The following is a 20,750-nucleotide window of genomic DNA, read 5'->3' on the forward strand; positions in this document are numbered from 1 at the left end:
TGCAGCCGATCAGCCACCAATAAACGATAAATTCTGCGTAATGCCGCTGTTACCTTGATGCAAGAAATGCGTTTGCTTCTTGGTTTGCAAGGCACTTTGAATCCGCGCCATTAATTCATACTGCTGATCATCACTGCCTAGCAGGTCACGCAGCGTAATACCCTGCTCGCCAAATAAGCATAAATGCAGATTTCCCAGTGCAGAAACACGCAGGCGGTTACAGCTGGCACAGAAGTCTTTTTCATACGGCATAATCAGGCCAATCTCCCCTAAGTAGTCCGGGTGAGAGAACACCTGAGCCGGGCCATCACTGCGTGCGCGCTGTTGCTGCAGCCAACCTTGCTGAAGTAATTGTTCACGAATGACACCACCAGGAACATGGTGTTTGCGAAACAAATTGCCGCCTTCACCGGTTTCCATAAGTTCAATAAACCGCAGTTGGATGGGGCGAGATTTTATCCAGTGCAGGAATGCATTGAGATTGCGGTCATTCACATCCCGCATCAGTACCGCATTGATTTTGACTTTCTCAAAGCCCGCATCAAAAGCGGCATCAATGCCTTGCATTACTTGATGAAATTTATCTTGCCCGGTGATGGCATGAAACTGCCGGGGATCAAGGCTATCAACACTGACATTAATCGCCGTCAGCCCGGCATCACGCCACTGAGCAGCATCACGGGCCAAACGGTAACCATTAGTGGTTACCGCCAAAGTGCGGATCGCTGGGTTTTGCCGGATAGTGGCGATGATATCGGTAAAATCGCGGCGCATAGAGGGCTCGCCACCGGTTAAACGGATCTTTTCAGTCCCTAACATAGCAAAAGCACGGCTAATGCGGCTTATTTCGCTAAGGCTCAGAAAACTTTTTGCCCCATCCGGGCGATAACCATCAGGCAAGCAATATGTGCAGCGAAAATTGCACACATCGGTAATCGATAGGCGCAAGTAATAGAACTTGCGCGCAAATGCGTCTGTAAGCTGTACCATAACACCTTTCCAAATACGGGAGATGCAGGCATTTCTACCTCGCACCCTGGTGGCTTAAAGCCACGGCCAGAGCATCATATTGTTCATAAATGCAACAACTTAGACACTAAGGCTAGGAGTTTGTGCTCAGGTTACTGTTGTTGACAGCTAACTGAGCCATGGTTAAAAAAGCGAGATTTATATCAGCGACTCATCACTAAAAACCTTACTTTCCCGACAGATTCTAACGCTAAAATGACAAGATAGCCAATGGCAGTTTTTCGCTATATATTTTTATATACAACGACTTACACAATAAAACTTACAGTTATTGAGATTATTTTATTCCACGGCTAATACTTTGTTTAAAATCACGAAAATCATGCCTTTTATCGCGTTTTGACGACAAATCCGTTAACTTATGCGGCAATTCACTATGAGGCAGCACCCAATAGCTTTCAATGGCAGACTCAAGTCAGTGATGTGGTTAAGCAAGGGCGATCAATATCATACCTACATTTTGAAAGATGGCGGGTATAGGCTGTTAGAGTCAAGCAACAATATATAGGCAGGAGAAATATGCGAAATCGCACATTAGCGGACCTTGACCGGGTGGTTGCATTAGGTGGTGGCCATGGTTTGGGGCGGGTGATGTCATCCCTTTCCTCTTTAGGCTCACGTCTGACCGGCATAGTGACCACCACTGATAATGGCGGTTCGACTGGCCGTATACGTCGTTCCGAAGGGGGGATTGCGTGGGGAGATACCCGTAACTGCCTGAATCAATTGATAACAGAGCCTAGTGTGGCATCGGCAATGTTCGAATACCGTTTTACCGGTAATGGTGAGCTGGCGGGCCATAATTTGGGCAATTTAATGCTTAAAGCGCTCGATCATCTCAGCATCCGACCAATTGAAGCCATTAATCTGGTGCGTAGCTTGCTGAAGGTAGATGCCTGGTTGATTCCCATGTCAGAACAGCCGGTCGACTTGCTGGCCATCGACAGTGAAGGGCACCCGGTTTACGGTGAAGTGAATATTGACCAACTGGCTCATATGCCACAGGAAATGCTGCTTTCGCCCCATGTCCACGCCACCAAGGAAGCTATCGAAGCTATCAGTCAGGCGGATGTTATTTTAATCGGCCCTGGCAGTTTTTTGACGAGTTTGATGCCACTGCTACTGCTGGATGATTTAACTCAAGCTTTACGGCGTAGCTCTGCCAGCATGATTTATATTGGTAATCTGGGGCGCGAGCTTAGCGCCGCTGCCGCTGAACTCTCATTGCACGAAAAACTGGCAATCATGGAAAGCAAAATTGGCCGCAAGATTATTGATGCTGCAATTGTAAGCCCGCGTATTGATATCAGTGGCGTTACAGACAGGATTATTGTCCAGCAGCCTTTGGAAGCGAAAGATATCCCCTACCGCCATGACCGTGAGTTACTGCGCCTGGCACTGGAAACGACCTTGCAACAATTGGGTGGCGCCAGCTCTGTGTCATAACTTGCCAGAATTACTTCCTGAACTGTTCTTGCAAAGCCGCATTGCCAATCATGTGGATATAAAGTTCTTCCACTTTAGCGCGCGCCCACGGGGTGCGGCGTAAAAACTTCAAGCTGGATTTAATGCTCGGATCACTGGTAAAGCAGTTGATCCGAATACGATAGGCCAGCTCTTCCCAACCATAATGCTCTACCAGCTTGGTCAACAGTTGCTCAAGGGTGACGCCGTGTAACGGATCTTTTGATACATGCTCGCTCATCATTTGGCCTTATTATTATCTCATCAATCTCATTTTAGCGGCACACCCTACGAGGAATCACGGTATGCCGCAAGAGATTAAGATATGGCAATGAATTGCTGGCGCAACTGATGCACCTGATCACGCAATTCTGCCGCTTGTTCGAACTCAAGATTTTGCGCGTGGGTGTACATCTTCGCCTCCAACTCACGGATTTTCTGATCAAGCGCTTTCGGTGGCAAAGATTGGTAATCATGGGTGTCGGCCACTTTGCCGCCCCGCCCTTTCCCTTTACCTCGGCTAGAGGGTTGGCCTAATTGCAGAATATCGCCAATCTTCTTGTTAAGCCCCTGTGGGATAATGCCGCGTTCTTGGTTGTAGGCTTGCTGCTTGGCCCGGCGTCGCTCAGTTTCACCGATGGCTTTTTCCATTGAGGCGGTAATTCTGTCGCCATAAAGAATCGCTTTGCCATTGAGGTTACGTGCCGCGCGGCCAATCGTCTGGATTAAGGAGCGCTCAGAACGCAGGAAACCTTCTTTATCAGCATCAAGGATAGCGACCAGAGAAACCTCTGGCATATCAAGCCCTTCTCGCAGTAAGTTGATCCCCACCAGCACATCAAACTCGCCCAAGCGCAAGTCACGGATAATCTCGACCCGCTCCACTGTATCAATATCTGAATGCAGATAACGCACCCGCGCGCCATGCTCTTCCAGATATTCGGTTAAATCTTCTGCCATCCGTTTGGTTAGCGTGGTCACCAATACCCGCTCGTTAATGGCGGCTCGAATACGAATTTCTGACAGTAAATCATCCACTTGAGTAGCAACAGGACGCACTTCAATCAATGGGTCGAGCAAGCCCGTTGGCCGCACCACTTGGTCAATAACCTCACCACCGGATTTTTCCAGTTCATACTTGCCCGGAGTGGCTGAAACATAAATGGTTTGTGGTGCCAACGCCTCAAATTCTTCAAAGCGCATGGGGCGGTTATCCAGTGCCGATGGCAGCCGAAAGCCATATTCTACCAAGGTTTCTTTGCGCGAACGGTCACCTTTGTACATGCCGCCAATTTGCGGGATGGTGACGTGGGATTCATCGACAATCAGCAAGCCGTCTGCTGGCAGGTAATCAAACAGTGTTGGCGGTGCTTCTCCCGGCCCACGGCCTGAAAGATAGCGGGAATAGTTTTCAATACCGGAGCAATAACCCAGCTCATTCATCATTTCGAGGTCAAACTGAGTGCGTTGCGTAATACGCTGTTCTTCAATCAATTTATTGTTGGCTAACAGCACCTTACGCCGCTCGGCCAATTCAACTTTGATGTCCTCCATGGCCTGTAAAATACGCTCCCTGGGGGTGACGTAGTGGGTTTTAGGATAGACCGTAAAACGCGGAACCTCATGCTGTAGCTGGCCGGTTAGGGGATCAAATATCGAGAGCCGCTCAACTTCCTCATCAAACAGCTCAACCCGCAGCGCCCATTCGTCAGATTCCGCCGGGAAGATGTCAATCACCTCACCACGTACGCGGAAAGTGCCGCGTTGGAACACCTGATCATTGCGGCTATATTGCAATTCTGACAAGCGCCGCAAAATGGAACGCTGATCAATTATCATGCCCTTGGTCAAATGCAGCATCATTTTCAGGTATAAATCGGGGTCACCCAAGCCATAAATAGCCGAGACCGAGGCCACCACCACCACATCGCGCCGCTCCAATAGGGCTTTGGTCGCCGAGAGCCGCATTTGCTCGATATGCTCGTTGACAGAAGCATCTTTCTCGATAAAGGTATCAGAGCTGGGAACATAAGCTTCCGGCTGATAATAATCATAGTAGGAGACAAAATACTCCACCGCATTCTCGGGAAAGAACTCTTTCATCTCGCCATAAAGCTGCGCGGCCAAGGTTTTATTGGGCGCTAACACCATCGTCGGCCGATTCAGGTCAGCAATAACATTAGCCACCGTAAAGGTTTTACCCGAGCCGGTCACCCCTAATAACGTCTGATGGGCTAACCCATTCTCCAGCCCCTCCTCCAATTTGCGGATGGCCTCAGGCTGGTCGCCTGCTGGTTTAAACTCAGAATGTAGTTTGAATAATTTACTCATGAATTTGCTACCCGCCGGAGAAATACAGACTGTCAGGAGGCTAATTATGAAAGCCCCATAGATTTTTGCCACCACTATGATACTGGATATAAAACCAGCTTAAAACATCAAAATGCCGAAATTTTTCTCACCCGCGCTGGTTTGCATTGTTGCAGTGAGATGTTGCTGGCCGTTGCACCCTAAAAGTATTTTTATCCCCAGCCGTTAACATAAACACATTATTGATACGTTTATTGATTAAAGATTATCCATCTACGCAGCCTATATTTTTTGAGCGCTTGATTTTAACTAACTCATTGAAAATAATTGGCATTATTAAAAAGCCGAGAATCCGGACAACATCAGCGCAAGCCGCGTCGGCTCTCGCCTGTCATCAGTTTTCTATCGCTAATGCACAAGGTTATCCACAGGAATGGTGGATAACTCATTCAACCCCATAAGGGCCGCGTGTTGGCGAAAAGCCAAGCTTAGCGCTGAAATGGGGGCAAACTGGCTTTTTTAGTGTTTTTTTTACATTTTTATTTCACCGCATATTTCAATAAGTGATAACAAATCCATTTGCTAATTCTATAATTTCAGCTCTCTCCTCCTGCGGACGCCACCACCGCCTGAGTGCGGCCTTTTTATTGCACCATTATTTTCTTTCAAGCACTGCTTCAGTGCAATAAACGCCCACACAGTCGCCTTTCTGCGGCAGCATCTGCAGTTTTAATTTAGCCTCGCGCACCAAAACCATTTACAGCCCGTTAACATACCTATTTTTCCTCAACTTATGGCAACTTGGCCCAAGAGTTGCTTGATATATAGACACTCACAACCACTCGTTAGAAATGTGGTGTTTTATGCTGTGCTGCCGCTACCTAGTATGCAGATTTGCTGGTTAATCCGTCACTAGCCGTTACAGAACACCGGGATACCTGTGAATAACTGAGATCGACTGAGGAGAGCACTAATGCTGAGTTTAACCGGTGTAAATCAATACTATGGTAAGAACCATATCCTTTGGGATATCAATCTGGAGATTCCACGCGGCCAATGTACTTGTCTGATTGGCCGTAACGGCGTAGGCAAAACCACCTTAATTAATTGTATTATGGGCCATTTGCCCATTAAAAGTGGCACTATGACCTGGCAACCTAACCATCAACCGCCACAGAATTTGCTACAGCAACCCGTCGAGGGGCGCACGGCTCTCGGCATCGGCTATGTCCCGCAAGGGCAGCAGATATTTTCCCAATTGAGTGTCGAGGAGAATATGTTAATAGCCGTGTTGGCTGGCCGCCACAAATCGCACCATATTCCCGGCTGGGTTTTTGAGTTGTTTCCGCTGCTATATGACAAACGCAATCAACGGGGTGGGGAACTGACTCGCAATCAACAACAACAATTGGCGATTGCCCGAGCATTGGTGGCCGAACCGGAGTTGCTGATTCTGGATGAGCCGGGCAGTGGCACATTGCCGCCACTGAATGAAGATATTGGTCATATTTTGCATCAGCTTAGTCGTGGCCTTGGCATGACCGTGCTTTTAGTTGAGCATCGATTACCTTTTATTCAACATGTTGCGGATAGATTTTGCCTTATGGCAGGTGGCCGGAATGTGGCGCAGGGGACGTTAGATCTACTGGATGAAAATATGATTATTGAGCATTTGGCCAGTTGATATGACTCAAAATTGCCCGGCACAGCAGCATATTTGTGCAAGAAATTGTGGGCTAATACCCAGTATTAGCCCTTTTCGTCACCAAATGGCCAAAAAGTCGTCTTTACCTTTCCGCCGCCAGTAAGCTCAAATCCAGGTAGTGACCAAGACCGCGCAGCTCTGTCGGACCAGCAGCAAGAGTTGGCAGATGAGGAATTACGCCCAATAATGGCGCGCTAATCATCTGTGTCAGTGTTGCCATATATTCGGTTTGCCGCTTGCCCGCGGGCATCACTTCATTAGCAACCCACCCCACCAAGGGCAACCCCGCCTGCTGAATAGCCAAAGCCGTCAACAGTGCATGATTGATACACCCCAGCTTGACACCAACAACCATAATTACCGGTAATTGTTCCTGCTGCACCCAATCGGCAAAAGTGACTTGGGCAGAAAGTGGCGTAAACCAGCCGCCAGCGCCCTCGACCAGAATCCAATCTGCCGATTGCTCAAGCTGGCGCAAGCCTTCAGATAAGACAGACAAATGAATCTCCTGCCCTTCACTTATGCTGGCAATGTGTGGCGAGGTTGCCTCCAGCAGAGTCAGCGGGTTCACCTGCGCATAAGACAATGCTTGCGTGCTGTTAGCCTGTAATGCCAGTGCGTCGCTGTTACGCAAACCATCAGCCGTCATCTGACTACCCGAGGCGACCGGCTTATAACCGGCGGTACGGTAGCCCTCCAATGCCGCAGCTTGCAGTAATGCACAACTGGCAACCGTCTTACCGACATCAGTATCAGTGCCAGTGATAAACCAACGTTTAATCACGATAAATAACCCCATAAACTAAATGGTAACTCAGTGGGTAGTAGCCGGATTGCATGCTATAAGCGCGCTGTAAGGCCATTAGGCGCTCACGGCCACTCAACCCTGGCTCGCGCCCCTGATGTAAATGCGTGGCACCAATGCCCTGTAACGAGCGCATAAGCGCTATTACGTTTGCAAATTGCTGCTGGTATAACTGGGGTGTCAGGGTGTGCCGATAGCCCTGACAGGCCGCACTAATATGCTGAAATGAAAGAAAATCATTCACATGGCGCTTGCCATCAATTTGTTGCCACGCCCGCCCCAATTCATCAAGGGAGCCGTCGGCTAAAGTGGAAAACAGAATGCACCCACCCGGCCGAGTCACCCGATACAACTCCCCCAGCGCCACGGATAAATCTGCACACCACTGTACCGCCAAGTTGCTAAAACAGAGGTCAACCGACTGATCCGGCAGCGGAATATTTTCAATATCTCCGAGCAAATAGCCATCAGCGGCCTGATGTTGGCGGGCGCGCTCTAACATACCGGCGGCCAGATCCAAGGCGATGACATGCTTACCGCGCTCGCGCCAGAGGCGGCTGAAATGCCCAGTACCACAGCCAGCATCCAAAACCGCCCCCCCGGGGTGCTGAGCGCCGAGTGCCAGCAAGGTCTCCCCGGTTGCCCGCTGTAAATCAGCCGCCGAATCGTAACTGTTTGCAGCCCGGCTAAAAGCCGCCGCAATCGCCGGTTTATTCACTGTCGGCTGATTAATTGCGGGCTGATGACCCGCTGCTGACCGCGAGTGCTCAGTGACAAACGCCATGCAACACCTCCAACAGGTGGTCGATATCATCACATTGATGTGCCGCACTGAGAGTAATGCGCAACCGGGCACCGCCGGGCGGAACTGTCGGCGGACGAATAGCGGTGACCCATAACCCCGCAGCGCGCAATTGCGCCGCCAATGCCAGGGTTTGTTGATTGTCACCCACCCACAGCGGCTGAATGGCGGTTTCCGATGCGCCTAATTGCCATGGCAAATCTGCTGCACCGCGACGAAATTGCGCAATGCGTTGCGCAAGTTGTTGGCGCAAATCATCACCTTGCTGAATACGTAATAATGCAGTTTGCAAAGCACAGGCCTGCGCCGGTGGCATCGCGGTGCTGTAAATCAGGTGACGGGCATATTGCAGCAAATATTCAGCCACCGGTTCCTGGCACAACACGGCCGCGCCGCTTAAGCCAAATGCCTTACCAAAAGTGACCACCAACAGTTCGGGTTGAATACCTTGCAGCCAGCAACTGCCGCGCCCCGCCTCACCCCGCACTCCAATACCATGCGCATCATCGACCAATAACCAGCCGCCTGCCTGCGCGGTGTGCTGCTGTAAATCCACCAAGGGCGCACTGTCACCATCCATGCTAAAAACCCCTTCAGTGACCACTAAAGTTTGCCCTGAACACGGCCTATTGAGCAGTTTTTGCAGTGAATCGGCTTGATTATGGGCAAAACGCCGCAACTGAGCGGGCGAGTGGGTTGCGGCCTCCAATAAAGAAGCATGACTGAGTTTATCCGCCAGAATTCGATCTTCCGCTGCGGTTAACGCCGCCAAAACCGCCTGATTGGCGGCATAACCGGAGATAAACAATAAAGCCCGTGGATAACCCAACCAGTCAGCAAGCTGTTGTTCTAATTGGGCATGAGGCCGACTGTAGCCCGTCACATGGCCGGAGCCGCCGCTCCCCACGCCATAGCGCTGCGCCCCTTGCTGCCAGGCGGCAATCACCGCTGAATCCTGACTTAAGCCCAAATAATCATTGCTGGAAAAGTTGAGATATCGCCGCGTGTCGGTGTGTAACCAGCGGCCATTAGCGCCGTCATTAATCTGGCGGGAACGATAGGCCGCAGTCTCGCGCCGCTGTTGCAAGCCGCGCTCTATCTTATTTAGCCAGCTCATCAAACTGCCGCGTTATAAAATTGAACAGGCTCGCCGGGCAAGGAGTCGCCGTGTAATAATTGCGCCGTCAGGACCTGCTGCTGTTCATTATCGCCATGATCGGTTGCTGTCTGTTGCGGGTTTAGCCCCAACTTGCGCAACAGTTGGGAATCTTTATCTTCTTCCGGATTCGGCGTGGTGAGCAATTTGCAGCCATAGAAAATGGAGTTGGCCCCGGCCATAAAACACATTGCCTGTGTCTGTTCGTTCATTTGCTCACGGCCGGCAGAAAGGCGTACATAAGAGGTTGGCATCATGATGCGGGCAATCGCGATGGTGCGAATGAAGTCGAAAGCATCCACATCGTCATTATTTTCCAGCGGTGTTCCTTTCACTTTGACCAGCATATTGATTGGCACACTTTCCGGTGGTTTGGGCAAATTCGCCAGTTGCACTAGCAACCCGGCACGGTCACGAACAGTTTCGCCCAACCCAACAATCCCACCGGAGCAGACTTTGATGCCGGCATCACGCACTTCACTTAGGGTCTCAAGCCGCTCCTGATAAGTGCGGGTGGTGATGATGCTGCCATAGAATTCCGGCGAGGTATCCAGATTGTGATTGTAATAATCCAGCCCAGCATCAGCCAATCGGTGGGCTTGTTGCTTATCTAATGTGCCGAGTGTCATGCAGGTTTCCATCCCCATTGCTTTGACACCTTCGACCATTTTTTCCAAGTAAGGCATATCGCGCTCATGAGGGTTTTTCCAGGCCGCCCCCATACAGAACCGGGTTGAACCCGCGGCTTTGGCTTTTTTCGCGGACGCCAACACTTGCTCGACTTGCATTAATCGCTCACTTTCCAGCCCGGTTTTATAGCGCGAGCTTTGTGGACAATATTTACAATCTTCCGGGCAAGCGCCGGTTTTAATCGACAACAACGTACTGACTTGAACTTGGCGTGGATCAAAATGTTGGCGATGAATAAGCTGTGCTTCAAACAATAATTCCAACAAGGGTTTTTCAAACAGGGCCTGGGCTTGCCCGACTGTCCAGCGCATATAATTTGCCATTACAACCTCTCCAAAGAAGAGAAAAAAGTGTCGTCAGTGTAAATAACTTCGATATACTGTCAACCATTCTTACTTTGATTTGGTTTACAACAAATTATTATGACCCCTTCTGACCTGACTTTTGACCAACACCACATCTGGCACCCTTACACGTCAATGACCGCCCCACTGCCCTGCTATCCTGTAGTTGCTGCCAGCGGGGTTGAACTCCAGTTGGCCGACGGCCGGCGGCTGATTGATGGCATGTCGTCATGGTGGGCAGCGATTCACGGGTACAATCACCCGCTACTGAATCAGGCAGCCCATCAGCAGTTGGATAAGATGTCGCATGTCATGTTTGGCGGCATTACCCACCCGCCGGCGGTCAAACTGTGCCAGCAATTAGTCGCCATGACCCCTCCAGCACTGGAGTGCGTGTTTTTAGCGGACTCCGGCTCGGTCGCGGTCGAAGTTGCGCTGAAAATGGCCCTGCAATACTGGCAGGCAAAAGGCGAGCGGCGGCAACGTATTTTGACCCTGCGCCACGGCTATCATGGCGACACATTCGGCGCAATGTCAGTCTGTGATCCGCAAAACTCCATGCACAGTTTGTATCAGGGATATTTAGCCGAAAATCTGTTTGCTAGCGCGCCACAATGCCGCTTCGACCAGCCCTGGAACCCTGAAGACATCACCGATTTTGCCGCGATGATAGCAAAGCACGCCGGTGAGATTGCCGCCGTGATTTTAGAACCCATCGTGCAAGGCGCGGGGGGGATGCGCATCTATCATCCCGCCTACTTACGCGAGGTTAGAGCACTCTGTGATCAGCATAAAATTCTGTTGATTGCCGATGAAATCGCCACCGGTTTTGGCCGCACCGGTAAACTTTTTGCCTGTGAACACGCGCAAATCGTGCCGGACATTCTCTGCTTGGGCAAGGCGCTCACGGGGGGATATCTGACGCTATCGGCCACTCTGGCCACCCGGAATGTCGCAGAAACCATCTGTAATGGTGATGCTGGCTGCTTTATGCACGGCCCGACATTTATGGCCAATCCGCTGGCTTGTGCGGTCGCCTCAGCCAGCATGAGTTTGTTGGCTGAAAATCGCTGGCAACAGCAAGTTTGCGCCATTGAAACGCAATTGAAACAGGCATTGCTGCCATTGGCCGAGCATAAAACGGTGGCGGATGTGCGCGTGCTGGGGGCAATCGGGGTCGTTGAAATGAAAGAGCCGGTGAATGTCACCCGCCTGCAACGCGGTTTTGTCGAGCACGGAGTGTGGATCCGGCCCTTTGGCAAGCTGATTTACCTGATGCCGCCTTATATTATCTCATCAGAGGAGCTAACTCGGCTCACTGATGCCGTGGTAGCAGCGGTAGACCAGCACTAAAAATAGGGCGGCAAAGGGTCCGAGACTGACGGGGTGACTGCACCGAGGGGCACTCCGACGGCTCACGCCGTCACCACCCACTCGGTACATTTCCCCGTCTGGCAACATTGTCACCAATGTGACGCTATTTTTTACGCTTTTGGCATACCGATGCTGACCCACATGGGGCCTTTGCCAACCGGGTAGCGGCCCAACGTTGTCAGTTGGCCGTTGCTCTGGTCAATACGATACACTGCGATATGATCGGATTTCTGGCCGGAGGAGACCAAGAAGTTGCCGCTGTGGTCGATATTAAAACCGCGCGGCTGGGCTTCAGTCGGATGATGGCCGACCAGTGTAATCTCCCGCCCATCGTCAGAGACACGGAAAATACCTAACAAACTGGCAGTGCGGTCGCTAATATACAAATGACGTCCATTGGGGGTGATATGAATATCGGCCGCCCAACGGGTATCAGTGAAGTCGGCTGGCATCGCGTCAATTGATTGAATTAACTGATAACTCTGCCCATTATTGCTGATTTGGTAGACGTCGACCGAGCTACTCAGCTCATTTACACAATAAGCAACCTGATGATTTGGATGGAAAGCCACATGACGTGGGCCAGCACCCGCAGCCACAGTGATATCCGCCTGTGCATGTGGGGTCAATTGGCCATTCATGCTCAAGTCAAATAACCGCACTTTGTCTTCTTTCAGACAAGGCACCAATAGAATCTGATTCGTCGGGTCAATATTTGCCGAGTGCGGTGCCGGTAAATCATCAATCTGCTGAATAGGTGCTTGTGCCACACCATGCTCATCAATAGGGCTGATACTGACACAGTTGAAGCTGTAAGAAGCCGAAAACAGGAAACGGCCTTGTAAATCCGTGCCAATATGGGTCGGGCTACCAGGCAGCGGTGCCATACCGGCGGCAGTCAAGGTGCCATCATCATTAATGTTGTAGCTGACAATACCAAAATCAGGGCGCACCCCAACATACAGATGACGTTGGTTTGGATTGATTGTCATTGGCTGCACCTGACCTGGCACGTCCACTGTTTGCAATAAGGTTAATTCACCAGCGGAACCTAATTGCCAGACGTGGATCTGCTGACTGTCTGGGCTTGCCACGTAAACCACTTGCTTCATCTTTACTCCTTAGTCGAGCCTGTTGGGCAACTCTGTCTAGGCAAATTTGTCTTTCGCACCAAATAAGCCCTTAGCCAAATGTTTTTATTAACTCATCATTTTAGCCTAGCTTACCTGACTGCACAGACATAACAACAGTCCGCCATCGTGCTGATTAAACTTATCCTGCTTTTTTAGCGGCACGTCTATGGGCAGTTGCAGGAGTTAATCACAGATGAGACGAGGAAATAGAAAAAAAAGGGCAATCGCGATGATTGCCCCCTTAAATCAATATGATCAGAAGTTGTATTTCACGCCCAACATCGCGCTGGTGTCGCTGTAACCTTTATTACCAATCTGTTGGCCGACATTACCCCACAAATTGAGCCGCTTACTAAGCTGCCCCTCTACACCTAGTTTCAGTTCAGCAATATTGGCAGCACCCGCTTGTTTGACGGTCACATTATCCATAACGGTGCCAAAATCTTTGCTATTGTGGATCCAGTTAGCTTCAACAAATGGCTGGAATGCCCGCTCCTTGCCCTGGTCCCGGCTGCTGTAACTCTGCATAAAGGCTCTCACCCCAAGACGGGTTTGGATATTGCCATCCCCAATACCTGAAACGTTGGTGCCATTATCTTCTTGATGGGAATCAGCTTTTACCCCCATCCAGACAGCCTGAGCTTTCGGCTGGATAAAATAACTGCTGTTCAGGTTTTCACCCACTTTAACGGTATAGCCGGTCTCAATAGAGGCCGTAACACCGCGAGATTTGTAACTTTCAGCGGCCAAATCCTGCCCTTCAACCCGGTTATTAAACCAGCTGTATTGCGCCCAACTATCCACATATAAACCCGACTTGTCGGCCTCATTGGCATACCAAGTGCCATACATCCCAAGACTATAGCCATCGACAGAAGAACGAGCACGGTAACCGGATAAACGGGAATCAGTCCGGCTCTTGCTGTTACCGTAGCCCCCCATGATGCCCAGATGGAAACGGTCTGCATTATTGTGGCTCCACTGAGCAATATCGCCCCCCAGTTGCAGCACATAGCGGTTGCTCTGAGTACCTAATTGATCATAACTGTCCCTGGAACGAGTATGCCCGCCCTCATTACGCAGCCACAGGCTGGTGACTTTCTGCTCACCGGTCAAGGCGTCGATATATTGAGTTTCCCCCAAACGGTCATGCAGACGGGTCACAAACATATTGTTTGCAGCAGCCAAGTTGGCGGAGTAACCACTTGCTTCCGGGCGCTGAACTTTCTGCTTCTGTTCCGGCTCACCCGGAACTATTGGGTCGACAGGTTCAGACGGGTCAGGTGGGTCGATCGGCGTAATAATCGGCTCAGAAGCATTAGTTAAATACCAGTGGCTGTTATTACCATTATGGCTGCGGCCTAAACTGCTATCCCGCCCGCGATTTAAGCTGTAATCATAAGCGCCCGCGACAATCCGCCCTGATTGGATAAATTCACCATCAGATTCGCCATTAACCCGAATTAACTCAATACCCTCTAGAGTTTCGTTACCCACCCCACCCGCATTTCTCACCACGACATAAGTGGTGCCAGAAGTGTTGCCCTCAATTAAGAGTTTATCGGTTTCTGAAGTGTCGTCATTCAGCGCGGTATTAAAATAGATATAGCCGCCATCACTGTGATAATCGCCCGTCACAGTCAGTGTTTTAAAGCTAGAACTGTTATCGACATAATTGACAATGGCCCCATTGGCTAAATTCAAGGAGGTCAGATTTGAATTGCCGGACATATTCCAGATACTGGAGTTACCACTCATTGCCAAATTAATGGTGCCATTATTGCTGCTCGTGCTGCCAACACTTTTAGTTGTCCCGTTTAAAACAGAACCCTCGGCAAGACTCAAGTCAATTAACCCCCCTTTTTCTGCCAGAATATTGCCATCAATATGGAAAACACCGGTAGTTAATTGATGATTAACAGCATCATAAGACTTTATTTCTGACCCGACACCCGTAGCGTAAATGGCATTCGAGTTACTGCCCTGCACGTTAATTTCCAGACCACCCAGTATATTAATGATACCGACACTGGTATTAGTCGAAACCCCCGTACTTGCTTTTAGACCATTGGCACTGGAACCCGTGGTGGTCACTTTTGTCCCATCACCTAAATTCACGACCCCACTTTTATTGGCAAAAACGCCATCCGCCGAATTACCAGAAGTTGTAATCGAGCTGTTTTTGCCGATAGTCACACTGGCTGAGCCTGTTTGCCCAGAATCGCCCATCTCACGGTTACCGGCATAAACACCATACCCCAAACCATCAATAAGATTCGACCCTGAGCCTTCGGTGGTAATAACAGCCCTGTCACCCAAGACAATATTATTATACTGCCCTGCGGTATTGGTCAGGTTAGCACGGACACCAATACCATATTTAGCAAAAATTTCGGCATCGCTACCCAGAGTAATGAGACTTGAGCCGGAGTTATTACCGGCATTTATACCGTCCCCTGAAGCCCCTAATGCATAAATAGTGGCATTATTGCCGACAGTAATCATCGCCGGATTATTAGCCGACGCTCCTGATTTTACCTGTATCGCATCCGCTTTATTACCCGACACACTAATGTACAGGTTATGGCCAAACTTCATCTCACCAGCCTGGTTTTTATATAACCCAACAACAGCATTAGTCGGACTGGAGACTAAATCCAGTGTATTGGTAATAGAGTAATCGTCCCCATAAATACCGTCCCAAAAAGTAGTGTCAGTGCAAATGGTTAAATTACATCCAGCAAAACTTTGAGCACTAAACAAGCCCATCGCCAATGAAATGATAATAGTTATTCTTTTCTTTTTAAAAACTTTAATAGGAGAGTTATTCATATTAATGTCCTGGTTATTTTGTGCAAAAATAAAGCAATCCAAGTTTTTTAAATTTTATATAGTTTTATTTTTATTAAGATAATTGCCTAATTACTTTCCTGAAAAAATAAATTCAAACAATGATAAATTTCGAGAGAAATATATCATCAACCAGCACAACAATAATGTAAGAATACCGCCCCATTAACTGTGTGAAATTTCCTATAATTAAATTAATTTAAATTTATTTAATGCAAATTCAATCAATTAACTCAAACTGACATATTGTATGTGGCAATAAAAATGACAATTAATTGATTAAGATCATTTAAAAAATCACTGACCACCTAATGTGGCTTTTATTGCTTATTGATAATGACTTTTTGAAACCCAATCACATTTAAATATTTTTATATTATTCAAATGTAAAAACAACGACGTTATCCATTTTTCAGGTTGATGTCGGGGGAGGGACGAACCGGCATCAGGCCAGTTTAATCAGCCGCCTATCCGGTGTACTATCAGAAAATACTATTCAGACATATTATTTTCATACTTAGAATTAGGGCCACTATGAGGTCGTGACGCAAACTTAGTGTTGGTGTACTCTTTACCCTTTGGATGATTGATGGCAAAGATTGATGTGGTTTGTCCTCGCTGTTCTGAAACTCATGGGGTTATCCGAAACGGCCACTCCGGCTCAGGGGCGCAGCTCTATCGCTGTAACCAATGCCTGAAGACCTTCCAGCTCAGCTATCGCTACAACGGAGCTAAACCCGAAACCCATCAGGCCATCGTTGATATGGCGATGAACGGCTCCGGATGCCGCGATACAGCACGGGTTCTACGGATAAGCCTCAATACCGTTCTGCGTCATCTAAAAAACTTACGCCGCACCAGGTAGCGCAAAACGTAGAGCCTAGCGCAGAGGTGGTTATCTGCTGTGAAGCCGATGAGCAGTGGTCATATGTCCGCTGTAAAGGCAATCAACGCTGGCTGTTTTATGCCTATGACCGCATCCGAAAGCGCGTTATCGCCCATGTATTTGGCCCGCGAAATGCTTTGACATTAAAGCGTCTTCTGGTTTTGCTGAGCCAGTTTAGCATTGCCTTCTACATGACCGATGCCTGGCCGGTATACCGCACTTTATTGTCCTCAACCAGTCATGTTATCAGCAAGAAATACACCCAGAGGATAGAGCGACATAATCTGAACTTGCGAACCCATCTCAAACGGTTAGCCCGCAAGACTATCTGCTTCTCAAAATCAGAAGAAATGCACGATAAGATCATCGGATGGTATCTGACAATTAACCATTACCACTAAATCTGCGGCACGACCCACTATGACATACCGTATAATTGCATTGGATCTGGACGGCACACTGTTAGATAGCAAGAAACGCATCCTGCCGGAGTCCCTATCCGCATTAGCCCAAGCGCGCGCTGAAGGCGTGAAAGTGGTGGTGGTCACTGGCCGCCATCATGTTGCCATCCACCCGTTCTATCAAGCATTAGAGCTCGACACTCCGGCTATTTGCTGTAACGGCACCTATATTTATGATTATCATGCTAAAAAAGTGTTGGACTCCAATCCATTACAACCTCAGCAAGCCGTTCAAGTCTTGCAACTGCTGGCACAAACTCATATTCATGGGCTGATGTATGTGGACGACGCCATGCTTTATCAGCATACCAGCGGGCATGTGACTCGCTCTCTTAGCTGGGCCGAATCATTGCCCCCCGCACAGCGCCCGACCCTGCTCCAGGTCGATAGCTTGCTGGATGCTGCCCACCGCGCCACCGCCATCTGGAAATTTGCCACCTCTCATGCGGATATCGCCCAGCTAAAAGCTTTTGCCACCATGGTAGAAAATGACATGGGGCTGGCCTGTGAATGGTCGTGGCATGATCAGGTCGATATCGCGCAAGCCGGGAACAGCAAAGGGAACCGCCTGCAACAGTGGGTTGAATCTCAAGGGATGACTATGCAAGACGTGGTCGCCTTTGGTGATAACTTTAACGACCTGAGTATGCTGGAAACTGCCGGTCTGGGTGTGGCGATGGGCAACAGCGCCGAGGCCATCAAACAGCGGGCTGATTTAGTGATTGCGGATAACGAACAGCCGGGGATTGCCGCCGTCATCCGCCAACATGTATTGGCTTAATGATTGAGTCTAAAGACGAAAAAGCGCCTCAATCACGGGCGCTTATTTATTGGTTTGATTGCCCGCGTATTGCGCTTAATTCTTGCGATTAAACGACACACTTTTTATCTGCGCGTAAACCCACTGACCGGGTTTCAGCCCTAGTTCATCTCTGGCCCAGGGCGTAATTCTTGCCCATAGCCATTGGTCGCCGACCGCCAGTTTGACATCAATCTGCCCGTCAACATCAAGACATTCGGCTATTTTTACCGGCAAAATATTGCGAATACTGCTGTTGTGTGGCGGCTGCAATACCAATGAGACATCCGCAGCATTAATGCGAATGCGCATTGACTCACCCTCATTCGCCTCCAGCTTGCCAACCCATAACCGCTGGTCGCCCAGCGCCAATGCCGTCATCGCATAACGGTCATGATGACCAATCACATTCACCCGCAATATGCTGCTCGGCTCTTCCCGTTGCAGCCACGGGCGCAATGCGCTGCTGGCCCAAACGTCCTCCAGCCCGCCCACCGCGCGAACTTTCCCGCCATCCATCACCACCACTTGATCCGCCAAACGCAAAATTTCATCCATGCTATGACTGACATACAGTATTGGGGTATTGACGTCTTGCGCCAACCGCTCCAGATATGGCAACAGTTCACGTTTGCGCGGCAAATCCAGTGATGCCAAAGGCTCATCCATCAGCAGCAGCTCAGGAGCGGTCAGTAAAGCGCGGCCAATCGCCACCCGCTGTTTCTCGCCCCCCGAAAGGGTTAACGGAAAACGCCCTAATAGCGCCTCAATACCCAGTAGCCCGACAATGGTATCAAACTGCCCGCGCATCGACGGGGCCATGCCGTATTGCAAGTTGCCTAACACCCGATAATGCGGAAATAAGCGGGCATCCTGAAAGACATAACCCACCCGGCGTTTCTCCGGCGGCAGGTAAATCTGTTGTTCTGCATCCACCAGCACCCGGCCATTGAGCACAACTCTGCCCTGCTGCGGGCGCGTCAAACCGCCAATCACATTGATAAGTGAAGTTTTACCGGCACCTGACAAACCAAAAATCGCCGTAATACCCTGCGCCGGTAAATTGGTGCAAACTTGCAGAGACAAATCACCCAGTTGTTGACTGAAATCCAGTTCTAGCACGGAACCCCCATGCGTTTTTTGCCAAAGCGGGCCAGCCACTCAGACAGCAACAGAGAAACCAGTGACAGAATAATCGCGATGACGCACAGCCGCGCCGCCGCCGCCTCAGCACCGGGGGTTTCAATCAGGGTGTACATAGCCAGCGGAATAGTGCGAGTTTCACCGGGGATATTGGAAACAAATGTAATGGTTGCGCCAAATTCACCCAATGAACGGGCAAAAGACAGCACAGTGCCGGCGATAACGCCCGGTAAGGAAAGCGGCAGGGTAATGGTGAAAAACACCCGCCACGGATTCGCCCCTAAGGTGCGGGCCGCAAGCTCCAAACGGGTATCGACAGCTTCCAGTGCCAGACGAATCGCCCTGACCATCAGCGGAAAAGCCACCACCGCCGAGGCCAATGCCGCCCCGCGCCAACTGAAACTGAAATTAATGCCAAACCAGCTATAGAGCCACTCACCAATAAAACCGCGCCGGCCCATGCTTATCAGCAACAGATAGCCAATAACCACGGGCGGCAGCACCAGCGGCAGGTGAATAACACTGTCTAACAATGATTTACCGGGGAAGCGGCAGCGCACCAGAATCCATGCCATTAAAATTCCTAACGGCAAACTACACACCACCGCCACACCAGAAACTTTCAGGCTAAGAATAATTGCCTGCCACTCATACTCACTCAATATCATTAGCGTGGAGTAAATCCATATTTTTTGAAAATAACCGCCGCTGCTGGGCTTTTTAGATAATCATAAAAAGCCGTCACGGTCGGATTTTCATGACCCTTAACAATCGCCATTGGATATTCAACCGGTTTATGACTTGCTTCCGGGAATATCCCCACAACTTTCACTTTATCACTGGCTACAGCATCTGAGCCATAAACAATACCCAACGGCGCTTCTGCCCGTTCGACCAGCGCCATCGCACTGCGTACGTTGTTGGCGCGAGCCATTTCTGGGGCTAAAGTTTCCCAAGCCCCTAAATTCTCCAGTGACTCTTTGGCATAAATCCCGGCAGGCACATGGTCAGGATCGCCAACAGCCAGACGCCCGCCATCGAGCAATTTCTTCCAGTCAGTTTTTTTATCTATGTCGACTTTATCAATCTTGCTGTCTTTGGGCGCAATTAATACCAGCTCATTGCCTAACAAAGTATAGCGGGTGCTAGCCACTATTTGTTGTTTATCAATGGCATAATTCATCCATTGCTGATCAGCAGAAATGAATAAGTCTGCCGGCGCACCCTGCTCAATCTGGCGCGCTAGAGTCGAGGAAGAGGCGTAAGAGGCAACCACATCAACTTGCTGCTCTTTTTTATACTGGGCCGCGATATCTTGCAGCGCGTTAGTCAAAGACGCAGCAGCAAAAACTGTAATATCTGCCGCCATGGCTGAACTGGAAAATGCCGCGAACAATGCTGCACTCGCCACCCATTTGTTCACTTTACCGTATTGATGCTTCATCTTGTTCTCCGCATGAGTGATACCGCTATATACATTGAAATATAACGCAATATCATAAGCAGGTCATGCAGTTTATCGGCAAGATGTGACGTATCTTGAGTTGTCCTAAGAGAAGTGAAGCAATGCAGTGGCAGATAAAAACGAAAATGCCCAGCATTAATCTGCCAGGCATTCAGAAATCGGATACTACGGAGCTAATTAATTAGGAATGTTCTTTGCTATGGCCGGATTTGGAGATGATGTTAAACACCTCACCCAGCCCATAGATCAGGCCCAGAATCACTGCCATCACTACCGGTACCATGACCACAGCAAAAACCAGACTTTTCAATAGTTCTAACATGAATGCCTCTCA

Annotated in this window: 18 protein-coding genes and 1 riboswitch; of the genes, 5 read left to right on the forward strand and 13 right to left on the reverse strand. The window is 49.5% G+C overall.

Annotated features, from left to right (window positions below):
- Nucleotides 1-9 precede the first annotated feature (9 nt).
- Complete coding sequence (moaA, locus tag D5F51_RS12370) at nt 10-990, reverse strand: GTP 3',8-cyclase MoaA (RefSeq protein ID WP_129197080.1); 981 nt, start codon at nt 988-990, stop codon at nt 10-12.
- Nucleotides 977-1,121, reverse strand: a riboswitch (molybdenum cofactor riboswitch). It overlaps the preceding gene by 14 nt.
- A gap of 427 nt (nt 1,122-1,548) precedes the next feature.
- On the opposite strand from moaA, the gene yvcK reads away from it, so the two are divergent.
- Nucleotides 1,549-2,475 (forward strand): uridine diphosphate-N-acetylglucosamine-binding protein YvcK, encoded by a 927-nt coding sequence (gene yvcK / locus D5F51_RS12375; protein WP_129197082.1) that lies wholly within the window; start codon nt 1,549-1,551, stop codon nt 2,473-2,475.
- A 10-nt stretch (nt 2,476-2,485) separates the two neighbouring features.
- Here the strand turns inward: yvcK and D5F51_RS12380 are convergent, their stop codons facing one another.
- Together D5F51_RS12380 and uvrB are read right to left on the reverse strand one after the other, a co-directional pair.
- Nucleotides 2,486-2,734: a VF530 family protein gene (locus D5F51_RS12380; protein WP_129199337.1), complete on the reverse strand. Its 249-nt coding sequence runs from the start codon at nt 2,732-2,734 to the stop codon at nt 2,486-2,488.
- Nucleotides 2,735-2,811: 77 nt separating this feature from the next.
- The gene (gene uvrB, locus D5F51_RS12385) at nt 2,812-4,824 is read right to left on the reverse strand and encodes an excinuclease ABC subunit UvrB (protein WP_129197085.1); all 2,013 of its coding nucleotides are present in this window, start codon (nt 4,822-4,824) and stop codon (nt 2,812-2,814) included.
- A gap of 952 nt (nt 4,825-5,776) precedes the next feature.
- On the opposite strand from uvrB, the gene D5F51_RS12390 reads away from it, so the two are divergent.
- Nucleotides 5,777-6,487, forward strand: coding sequence for a branched-chain amino acid ABC transporter ATP-binding protein (locus D5F51_RS12390; RefSeq protein ID WP_025377679.1), 711 nt, complete (start codon nt 5,777-5,779; stop codon nt 6,485-6,487).
- A 103-nt stretch (nt 6,488-6,590) separates the two neighbouring features.
- On the opposite strand, the gene bioD is transcribed toward D5F51_RS12390, so the two are convergent.
- Genes bioD through bioB form a run of 4 tightly spaced genes read right to left on the reverse strand, consistent with a single transcriptional unit; the run spans nt 6,591 to nt 10,284 of the window.
- Nucleotides 6,591-7,292 (reverse strand): dethiobiotin synthase, encoded by a 702-nt coding sequence (gene bioD / locus D5F51_RS12395; protein ID WP_025377678.1) that lies wholly within the window; start codon nt 7,290-7,292, stop codon nt 6,591-6,593.
- On the reverse strand, nt 7,285-8,097 hold the full coding sequence (gene bioC / locus D5F51_RS12400) for a malonyl-ACP O-methyltransferase BioC (RefSeq protein ID WP_129197087.1): 813 nt from the start codon (nt 8,095-8,097) through the stop codon (nt 7,285-7,287). The genes bioD and bioC overlap by 8 nt, the downstream gene beginning before the upstream one ends.
- A complete protein-coding gene (gene bioF / locus D5F51_RS12405; RefSeq protein WP_129197089.1) occupies nt 8,081-9,232 on the reverse strand; it encodes an 8-amino-7-oxononanoate synthase in 1,152 nt (383 codons plus the stop codon). Before bioF ends, bioC begins: the two co-directional genes overlap by 17 nt.
- Entirely contained in the window at nt 9,232-10,284 is a 1,053-nt protein-coding gene (bioB, locus tag D5F51_RS12410) for a biotin synthase BioB (protein ID WP_129197091.1), read from the reverse strand. Before bioB ends, bioF begins: the two co-directional genes overlap by 1 nt.
- Nucleotides 10,285-10,383: 99 nt before the next feature.
- Here bioB and bioA point away from each other — a divergent pair, with 99 nt between their 5' ends.
- Entirely contained in the window at nt 10,384-11,658 is a 1,275-nt protein-coding gene (bioA, locus tag D5F51_RS12415; protein ID WP_100273875.1) for an adenosylmethionine--8-amino-7-oxononanoate transaminase, read from the forward strand.
- Nucleotides 11,659-11,789: 131 nt separating this feature from the next.
- On the opposite strand, the gene pgl is transcribed toward bioA, so the two are convergent.
- Entirely contained in the window at nt 11,790-12,791 is a 1,002-nt protein-coding gene (pgl, locus tag D5F51_RS12420; RefSeq protein ID WP_129197093.1) for a 6-phosphogluconolactonase, read from the reverse strand.
- A 276-nt stretch (nt 12,792-13,067) separates the two neighbouring features.
- The gene (locus tag D5F51_RS12425; RefSeq protein WP_129199339.1) at nt 13,068-15,581 is read right to left on the reverse strand and encodes an autotransporter outer membrane beta-barrel domain-containing protein; all 2,514 of its coding nucleotides are present in this window, start codon (nt 15,579-15,581) and stop codon (nt 13,068-13,070) included.
- Nucleotides 15,582-16,251: 670 nt separating this feature from the next.
- On the opposite strand from D5F51_RS12425, the gene D5F51_RS12430 reads away from it, so the two are divergent.
- Both D5F51_RS12430 and D5F51_RS12435 read left to right on the forward strand, forming a co-directional pair.
- Nucleotides 16,252-16,949, forward strand: a protein-coding gene (locus D5F51_RS12430) for an IS1 family transposase (protein ID WP_100273935.1) whose coding sequence is annotated in 2 segments (ribosomal slippage) — nt 16,252-16,510 and nt 16,510-16,949 — 699 coding nt in all. Because the reading frame shifts where the segments join, the coding sequence is not laid out codon by codon here.
- A gap of 19 nt (nt 16,950-16,968) precedes the next feature.
- Nucleotides 16,969-17,790 carry a pyridoxal phosphatase gene (locus tag D5F51_RS12435; protein WP_025377672.1) on the forward strand — a complete coding sequence of 274 codons (822 nt, stop codon included), beginning with the start codon at nt 16,969-16,971 and terminating at the stop codon, nt 17,788-17,790.
- A gap of 75 nt (nt 17,791-17,865) precedes the next feature.
- Here D5F51_RS12435 and modC read toward each other — a convergent pair whose 3' ends face one another.
- From modC to D5F51_RS12455, 4 genes are all read right to left on the reverse strand, one after another.
- A complete protein-coding gene (gene modC, locus D5F51_RS12440) occupies nt 17,866-18,930 on the reverse strand; it encodes a molybdenum ABC transporter ATP-binding protein ModC (protein WP_025377671.1) in 1,065 nt (354 codons plus the stop codon).
- Nucleotides 18,924-19,619 carry a molybdate ABC transporter permease subunit gene (modB, locus tag D5F51_RS12445; protein ID WP_087769242.1) on the reverse strand — a complete coding sequence of 232 codons (696 nt, stop codon included), beginning with the start codon at nt 19,617-19,619 and terminating at the stop codon, nt 18,924-18,926. The genes modC and modB overlap by 7 nt, the downstream gene beginning before the upstream one ends.
- The gene (gene modA, locus D5F51_RS12450) at nt 19,619-20,395 is read right to left on the reverse strand and encodes a molybdate ABC transporter substrate-binding protein (RefSeq protein ID WP_087769241.1); all 777 of its coding nucleotides are present in this window, start codon (nt 20,393-20,395) and stop codon (nt 19,619-19,621) included. The genes modB and modA overlap by 1 nt, the downstream gene beginning before the upstream one ends.
- A 202-nt stretch (nt 20,396-20,597) precedes the next feature.
- Entirely contained in the window at nt 20,598-20,738 is a 141-nt protein-coding gene (locus D5F51_RS12455) for an AcrZ family multidrug efflux pump-associated protein (protein WP_025377633.1), read from the reverse strand.
- Nucleotides 20,739-20,750 lie beyond the last annotated feature (12 nt).

The organism is Yersinia hibernica, from assembly GCF_004124235.1.
Taxonomy (GTDB): domain Bacteria; phylum Pseudomonadota; class Gammaproteobacteria; order Enterobacterales; family Enterobacteriaceae; genus Yersinia; species Yersinia hibernica.